8 protein-coding genes and 1 pseudogene are annotated in these 6,638 nt (G+C 62.3%); 4 read left to right on the forward strand and 5 right to left on the reverse strand.

Features of this window, described 5'->3' with window-relative positions; all coding sequences use genetic code 11:
• The 3 genes and pseudogenes from JCM25156_RS22565 to JCM25156_RS07845 all read left to right on the forward strand — a co-directional run.
• Positions 1–498: pseudogene (locus JCM25156_RS22565) on the forward strand (succinate dehydrogenase/fumarate reductase flavoprotein subunit); the annotation flags it as partial.
• 26 nt (positions 499–524) lie between these two features.
• On the forward strand, positions 525–1,307 hold the full coding sequence (locus JCM25156_RS07840) for a succinate dehydrogenase iron-sulfur subunit (RefSeq protein WP_025812690.1): 783 nt from the start codon (positions 525–527) through the stop codon (positions 1,305–1,307).
• A gap of 96 nt (positions 1,308–1,403) precedes the next feature.
• Positions 1,404–2,066 carry a fused DSP-PTPase phosphatase/NAD kinase-like protein gene (locus JCM25156_RS07845; protein ID WP_025812691.1) on the forward strand — a complete coding sequence of 221 codons (663 nt, stop codon included), beginning with the start codon at positions 1,404–1,406 and terminating at the stop codon, positions 2,064–2,066.
• A 7-nt stretch (positions 2,067–2,073) separates the two neighbouring features.
• On the opposite strand, the gene JCM25156_RS07850 is transcribed toward JCM25156_RS07845, so the two are convergent.
• From JCM25156_RS07850 to JCM25156_RS07870, 5 genes are all read right to left on the reverse strand, one after another.
• Complete coding sequence (locus JCM25156_RS07850; RefSeq protein WP_025812692.1) at positions 2,074–2,532, reverse strand: helix-turn-helix domain-containing protein; 459 nt, start codon at positions 2,530–2,532, stop codon at positions 2,074–2,076.
• Positions 2,533–2,801: 269 nt separating this feature from the next.
• Complete coding sequence (lnt, locus tag JCM25156_RS07855) at positions 2,802–4,340, reverse strand: apolipoprotein N-acyltransferase (protein ID WP_025812693.1); 1,539 nt, start codon at positions 4,338–4,340, stop codon at positions 2,802–2,804.
• 36 nt (positions 4,341–4,376) lie between these two features.
• Positions 4,377–5,222, reverse strand: coding sequence for a GNAT family N-acetyltransferase (locus JCM25156_RS07860; RefSeq protein ID WP_025812694.1), 846 nt, complete (start codon positions 5,220–5,222; stop codon positions 4,377–4,379).
• The gene (locus JCM25156_RS07865) at positions 5,219–5,710 is read right to left on the reverse strand and encodes a Fur family transcriptional regulator (protein WP_025812695.1); all 492 of its coding nucleotides are present in this window, start codon (positions 5,708–5,710) and stop codon (positions 5,219–5,221) included. The genes JCM25156_RS07860 and JCM25156_RS07865 overlap by 4 nt, the downstream gene beginning before the upstream one ends.
• Before the next feature lie 58 nt (positions 5,711–5,768).
• Positions 5,769–6,173: a Ros/MucR family transcriptional regulator gene (locus JCM25156_RS07870; protein ID WP_025812696.1), complete on the reverse strand. Its 405-nt coding sequence runs from the start codon at positions 6,171–6,173 to the stop codon at positions 5,769–5,771.
• Between the two features lie 93 nt (positions 6,174–6,266).
• Here JCM25156_RS07870 and JCM25156_RS07875 point away from each other — a divergent pair, with 93 nt between their 5' ends.
• The gene (locus tag JCM25156_RS07875; protein WP_025812697.1) at positions 6,267–6,515 is read left to right on the forward strand and encodes a sulfurtransferase TusA family protein; all 249 of its coding nucleotides are present in this window, start codon (positions 6,267–6,269) and stop codon (positions 6,513–6,515) included.
• Positions 6,516–6,638: the final 123 nt, after the last annotated feature.

Below are 6,638 nucleotides of genomic sequence, written 5' to 3' on the forward strand. Positions count from 1 at the left end.
GATCCCGCCGCTGCCGCCGGGGCCGGTGACGCCGCGATCGCGCGCTTTGACCGCCTGCGCTACGCCAAGGGCAAGACGCACGTGGCCGACATGCGCGGCAAGCTCCAGCGCACCATGCAAAAGCACGCCGCCGTGTTCCGCAACACCGAAAGCCTTGCGCAGGGTGTCGAGAAGATCAAGGAAATCTGGGGCGAACTGCCCGATATCTCGATCAATGACCGTTCGCTGATCTGGAACAGCGACCTTATGGAAGCGCTCGAGTTCGAGAACCTGCTGGCCAACGCCACCGTCACGATGGCGGGTGCCGAAGCACGCCACGAAAGCCGCGGCGCCCAGGCGCATGACGACTATCCCGACCGTGACGACAAGAACTGGATGAAGCACACCGTCGCCCACATGACAGACAAGGGTGACGTCACGCTAAGCTACCGCCCCGTGCACATGAAAACGCTGACCAACGATGTGCAGGTCTTCCCCCCCAAGAAGCGCGTCTACTGACGTAACGGCGGAAAAGGAACGAGACGATGGTCGAATTCAGACTGCCAAAGAACAGCACCGTGGGCAAAGGCCGCACCTTTCCGGCCCCCACCGGCGCTACCAATGTCAAAACCTTCCGGATCTATCGCTGGTCTCCGGATGATGGCAACAACCCCGTGGTCGATACCTACGAGATTGATCTGGACCGCATCGGGCCGATGGTGCTCGACGCGCTGATCCACATCAAGAACGACATCGACTCCACCCTGACGTTCCGGCGTTCCTGCCGCGAGGGAATCTGCGGTTCCTGCGCCATGAACATCGCGGGGGAAAACACGCTGGCCTGCCTCAAGCCCATCAGGGATATTGAGGGCGACATCGCGATTTACCCGCTGCCGCATATGCCGATCATCAAGGATCTGGTGCCGGATCTGGACGGGGCGTATGCCCAGCTCCGCTCGATCGAGCCGTGGCTCAAATCCGACACCGCGCCGCCGCCGGACGCCGAACGCCGCCAGAGCATCGAGGAGCGCGCGGAACTCGATGGCATGTGGGAGTGCATCCTGTGCTTCTGCTGCTCGACATCGTGCCCGTCCTACTGGTGGAACGGGGACCGCTATCTTGGCCCCGCGACGCTGCTGGCCGCCTATCGCTGGATTGCCGACAGCCGCGACGAACATGCGGGCGACCGGCTGGACGCGCTGGAAGATCCGCTCAAGCTCTATGCCTGCCGCACGATCATGAACTGCACCCAGACCTGCCCCAAGGGCCTGAACCCTGCCCGCGCCATTGGCCGGATCAAGGAACTGCAGCTTGAACGCAAGGTGTAACACCCTGTTTCGCCATTCATGATTGACGGATGAGGCGCCGGATGTGAAAACTCCGGCGCCTTTTTCGTATCTGCTCCATCTGAAAGGACATGGCCGGTGTTTGAGGGAAACCTGTCCACCATCGCCGGCCGAAGCCGCGCATGGATCGACAGCCTGTTTGTTGACCATGCCATATTGCGCCAGACATGGACCAACTTCCGTGTGGTCATTCCCGGCCGCGTCTATCGCTGCAACCATCCCACACCATGGCGGCTGCGGCTTGCGGTGCGCCGCCATGGGCTGAAAACCCTGGTCAACCTGCGCGGGCAGCGCAAATGCGGATCCGACGTCCTGTCGCGGGAGGCGGCGCACAGGATCGGCCTGCACCATATCGACATGGCGTTTGAAAGCCGCAATGCCCCGCACAAGGACCGGATCGAACGATTCGAGCGGATTTACCGCGACATCCGTTTTCCCATGCTCATGCACTGCAAATCCGGCGCGGACCGTACCGGGCTGGCGGCGGGCCTTGTCATCCTGTTCGAAGGCGGCACGGCGAAGGAGGCCCTGCGCCAGCTTTCATGGAGGAACGGGCATTTCAACACATCCCGCACCGGGGTGCTCGATGCGTTTTTCCTGCGTTATCAGGCGGAAGCGGAGGGGCGTCTGCCCTTCATGGACTGGGTGCGCACCGAATATGACGAGGAACGCCTGCGCGCCGATTTCCGGGCGGGCAGGCTTGCATCCTTCATGACCGATCAGGTCCTGCGGCGGGAATAGCCCCGCCTCAGTTCGCGCTCATGGAACGGACGAGATCCAGCACGCGACGGCGCGTACCACTATCCTCGATACCGTAATACGCGCGGACCAGTTCAATGGTCTCGCGGCGTGAAAGCAGGGTCAGGTCATCGGGCTGGGCCGATGGCAGGGCGCATTGCACGGCCGGGTCGGTGGGCACCGGCCCATCGGGCGCGGCCATGCCCGCGACATTGCCCGCATCGGGTGCGGTGTCCCCCTGCTCGGACAGTCCCTCAAAAAAGAAGGCCACCGGCACGCCCAGCACAACCGCCAGATCGTACAGGCGCGACGCACCGACACGGTTCCTGCCCCGTTCATATTTCTGGATCTGCTGGAATGTCAGCCCCAAAGCAGTCCCCAACCGTTCCTGGGACATACCCAGCAACGTGCGACGCAGCCGGATACGATTGCCTACATGCACATCTACCGGATTGGAGGTTGCAAGCAGTTTTCCGGTCACAATAATGGCGTTACCTTTCCTGATCGGTATGAGGGGCCAATTCAAAAAATGACGACAGAGGCAATGAGACTGAGGATGTTAATCCTTTTTAAATCATTCCCTGTTATAATACACTCGTAATTATCCGTCATACCGGAACAGACAAAGCGGGACCGGCACAAAAATCATGCCATGCGCCGGAATACGCGATGGAGTCGGAAAAATTCATGTATTTAAAATGCATGAATTTGGGTCCGGGTCAATAAAACGGATTTTTCCTAGGCCGTACCGCGCAGCACCCGGCCGTACCACAGCCCCGCAAGACCCGTCAGCAGGGCCAGCAACAGCGGGATCAGGCGGCCATAACGGCCAAAAAGCGTACAGGGCAGGGCATCGGGCAGGGTATGGACAAGCACCCCCTGCCGGTTCCAGCCCAGACGCGCCAGTTCATGGCCGCGCCCGTCAAACACAGCCGAAATACCGGTATTGGCGGCGCGGGCCACGGGAATCCCCTCCTCCACCGCGCGCAGGCGGACCGCGGCAAGATGCTGGCGCGGACCGGCGCTGTTGCCGTACCAGGCGTCATTGGTGCTGTTCATGAGCCAATCCGGCCGGTCATGGGCATCGACCACCTGACCTGAGAAGATCACCTCGTAACAGATCAGCGGGCCAACCGGGGGAATACCGGGCAGATGCCACGTGCTTACGTTCGGGCCGGGCGTCATGCCATCCCCCGGCACGACATGGAAGGGCAGGAAAGCGGGCTGATACTCACCAAAGGGCACCAGATGCGCCTTGTCATAAATGGCGGCGGCATGTCCGTCGGGGGGAAGAAGCGCCGCCATGCTGTTGCGCCAGTGGCGGTCTTCCGCCCAGCGCACGGTGCCGATAATGCCCGCCGCAGCCCCCGCCCCGGCCTGCGCGATCATGGGCCGGGCGATGTCATCTTCCAGAAGCAGCCCCGGAAAAGCCGATTCCGGCCACGCGAAAACAACGGGCCGCCCGTCCGATTCCCGCAGGGCCTGCGTCACGCCCTGCCGGGTCAGGGCAAGATAGCGGCGGAAAATCGCGACATCGGAACTGCCGGTAATCTTGTCCGTCTCGGGCACATTGCCCTGCACCAGCACAACCTCCGGGTTATGCCGATAGGTGTCATGCGTGCTGGTCAGGCGCAGGGCGCCGCTGGCCACCCACGCCACCATCACCGCAAGGCAGGCCAGCCGCCCCGCCCGTGCGTAGAGCGGCGCCAGCGACAGCAGGCAGGTCAGCAGGGTCAGGCCATCCACGCCGATCCATGCGGCGGGCTGGATCATGACATCCCCGGCCAGACCGGGGAACTCCCACACACTGCCCGGCGGGTTCCACGGGAAACCACTGAACACGAACACCCGCGCCATGTCCGTGATCGTCCACAGGGCCGCAAGCGCCAGAAGCCGCCCGGTTCCACGGGGGACCAGCCTGCTCAGCCCCGCTGTCAGCGCGCTCAGCGGCGCGAGGATGACCGCGCAGCCCGGTGACGCCAGCGGCACCAGCCACCAGAAATCATCCGCCCGGATCAGAATGGCGTACATCAGCCAGTACAGGCCGACCGTATACAGCCCCATCGCGAACATGAAGCCGCGCCGGGCGGCCTCCCGCCAGTCCGCCGCGCTGTCAATCGCGCGCGCAAGCAGGCAGAACGCGACCGGCAGCACCACAACCAGATGCAACGGTGGGAAGGCCAGGGCGTACACGCCCCCCGCCAGCGCCATGACGAGATCCGCCCGCCACCCGCGCAGGCGCGACAGCTTCATGTAATTCTCGTACAGAAACATCATGAAGCGCCGTATTCCGCTCTTGCTCCGCCCGCCGGACTAGTCCAGCGCGTCACGCAGGCGGCGTTCGTAATGACGGTAGTACTTGTCGGCCAGCAGTTCGCTCTTGACCAGAACCGCAACATCGGTGGTGTTGAACTGCGCATCGATCACCGCGCCATCACCCACATAGCCACCCAGGCGCAGGTAGCCCTTTATCAGCGGGGGCAGGCGGGCGAGCGACCGGCGGTGGTCGATCAGTTGCGGGTCCGCGCGCAGCATTTCCACCCGCCGCTCCGCCAGCGCCCTGACCCGCAGCGCCGGGGGCGCGAGGTGGTTATGGTAGAGATAGGTCAGTTCATCCGACAGGGCGTCGGGGTCGGTGCCGGGCAGGCTGGCGCACCCGAACAGCACATCAATCCGGTGCAGGAAGATATAGGAGGCAATACCGCGCCACAGCAGTTGCATGGCCGCGCGGCCCCGGTATTCCCGGTCCACGCACGACCGCCCGACTTCCAGCAGGCGGCCGGGAAATTCGGTCAGGGGCGAGATGTCATATTCGCTGGAGGAATAGAACCGGCCCAGCTTTTTCGCCGCGTCACCCTGCATGAGGCGATAGGTGCCCACGACCCCCTTCGCCCCGGATGAAATGGCGTGGTCGATCACCAGAAGGTGATCGGCATATTCATCGAATTCATCCACATCGCGCCGCAGCCGGGCGGTGCGGGAATCGGGGCGGGCGCCCATTTCCTCGTAAAAAACCCGGTAACGCAGCGCCTGGGCGGCATCACGCTCTTCCTCGGTCGCGGCGATCCTGACACCCAGATTGCCCCCCCGCAGCTCGGGAAAACCGTTGCGTTCCAGGTCCAGAGTAGAAAGGGACTGTATGGTTTTCTCAATACTCAAGGCTGTGATCTGCCTTTCCGCTCTGTTGGTGCCGCCTGGTCGGTCTGGTCTTGTGACACGTCCGGCAATCTGCGCGCAAACAGTTCCAGCCGGTGGGAGACAAGGTCAAACCCCAGCTCGGCCGTGATCCTGCGCAGCAGCGCGGCATGCCCGGCATGGGTGAATTCCACCACCTGCCCGCTTTCCACATCGATCAGGTGGTAGTGATCCCCTTCCTCCGTGGCTTCGTAGCGGGCCCGGCCGCCACCGAAGTCACGCCGCTCGAGAATGCCGTTCTCTTCCAGCAGGCGCACGGTACGATAGACCGTGGCGACCGAGATCCGTTCATCGAGCGCCGCGGCGCGGCGGTAGAGTTCCTCCACATCCGGGTGGTCATGGGACTCAGACAGCACACGCGCGATAACGCGGCGCTGGCCGGTCATTTTCAGCCCGCGCTCCGTGCACATACGCTCGATGCGCGATTGCAGTCCGTTACTGTCTGTTGCCATGTTTACGGGCGTAGCCGATCATGTAGATGCTTGTCTACGTTACCATACGACAGGGGGTTCAGTCCTCACGTTTCGTGCCGAGACCGATCTTGCGCGCCAGTGTGGAGCGGTGGCTGGCGTAATTGGGGGCGACCATGGGGTAGTCATGCGGCAGGCCCCAGCGTTCGCGATAATCCTCGGGCGTCATGTTGTAGGCGGTCTTGAGGTGACGCTTGAGCATCTTGAGCTTCTTCCCGTCTTCCAGGCAGATGATGTAATCAGGGAAGACCGATTTCTTGAGGGGAACCGCCGGCACCGGCTTTTCCGGCGCGGGTTCCACGCGCCCGAGCGTGGAGATGGCCTCGTAAACCCGGTGAATCAGATCGGGAAGGGTCTCCGCGCTGAGTTCATTACGCGATACATAGGCCGAAACGATTTCGGCGGTCAGTTCCCGCACTTCAACTTCCGCAGCTGCATCCGCCATCTATCTGATCCTGTCATTCTGGAATAAATATACGTCCTATATAAATAATTCCCGATGGACCGCAACCGACTTCACCAAAGGTTTGATGGTAATATGTCCGATATTGAGATGACAGCGATAGATATAACCAATGAAGTCTGCCCCATGACTTTCGTGCGCACGCGTCTGGCGCTTGACAGACTTCAGGCCGGGGAAAGACTGCTTGTACGCCTGCGTGGCCCCACCCCTCTGGACAATGTATCGCGCAGCCTGAAGCTGCTGGGTCATGTTGTGGAGGAAATACAGACAGAAGCAGATGGCATGACCCATCGCCTGACCGTGCTCAAATCTCCCGGCGCATGACGCAGGCGTCCATGCCATCGGGGTAATAGTTGCGGCGCAGGCCCACCTGCGTAAAGCCCGCCCCGCAATACAGCGCCATGGCGGGGGCGTTGTCGCGCGCGACTTCCAGAAACACGGTCGCCA

Source organism: Komagataeibacter kakiaceti JCM 25156, assembly GCF_000613305.1.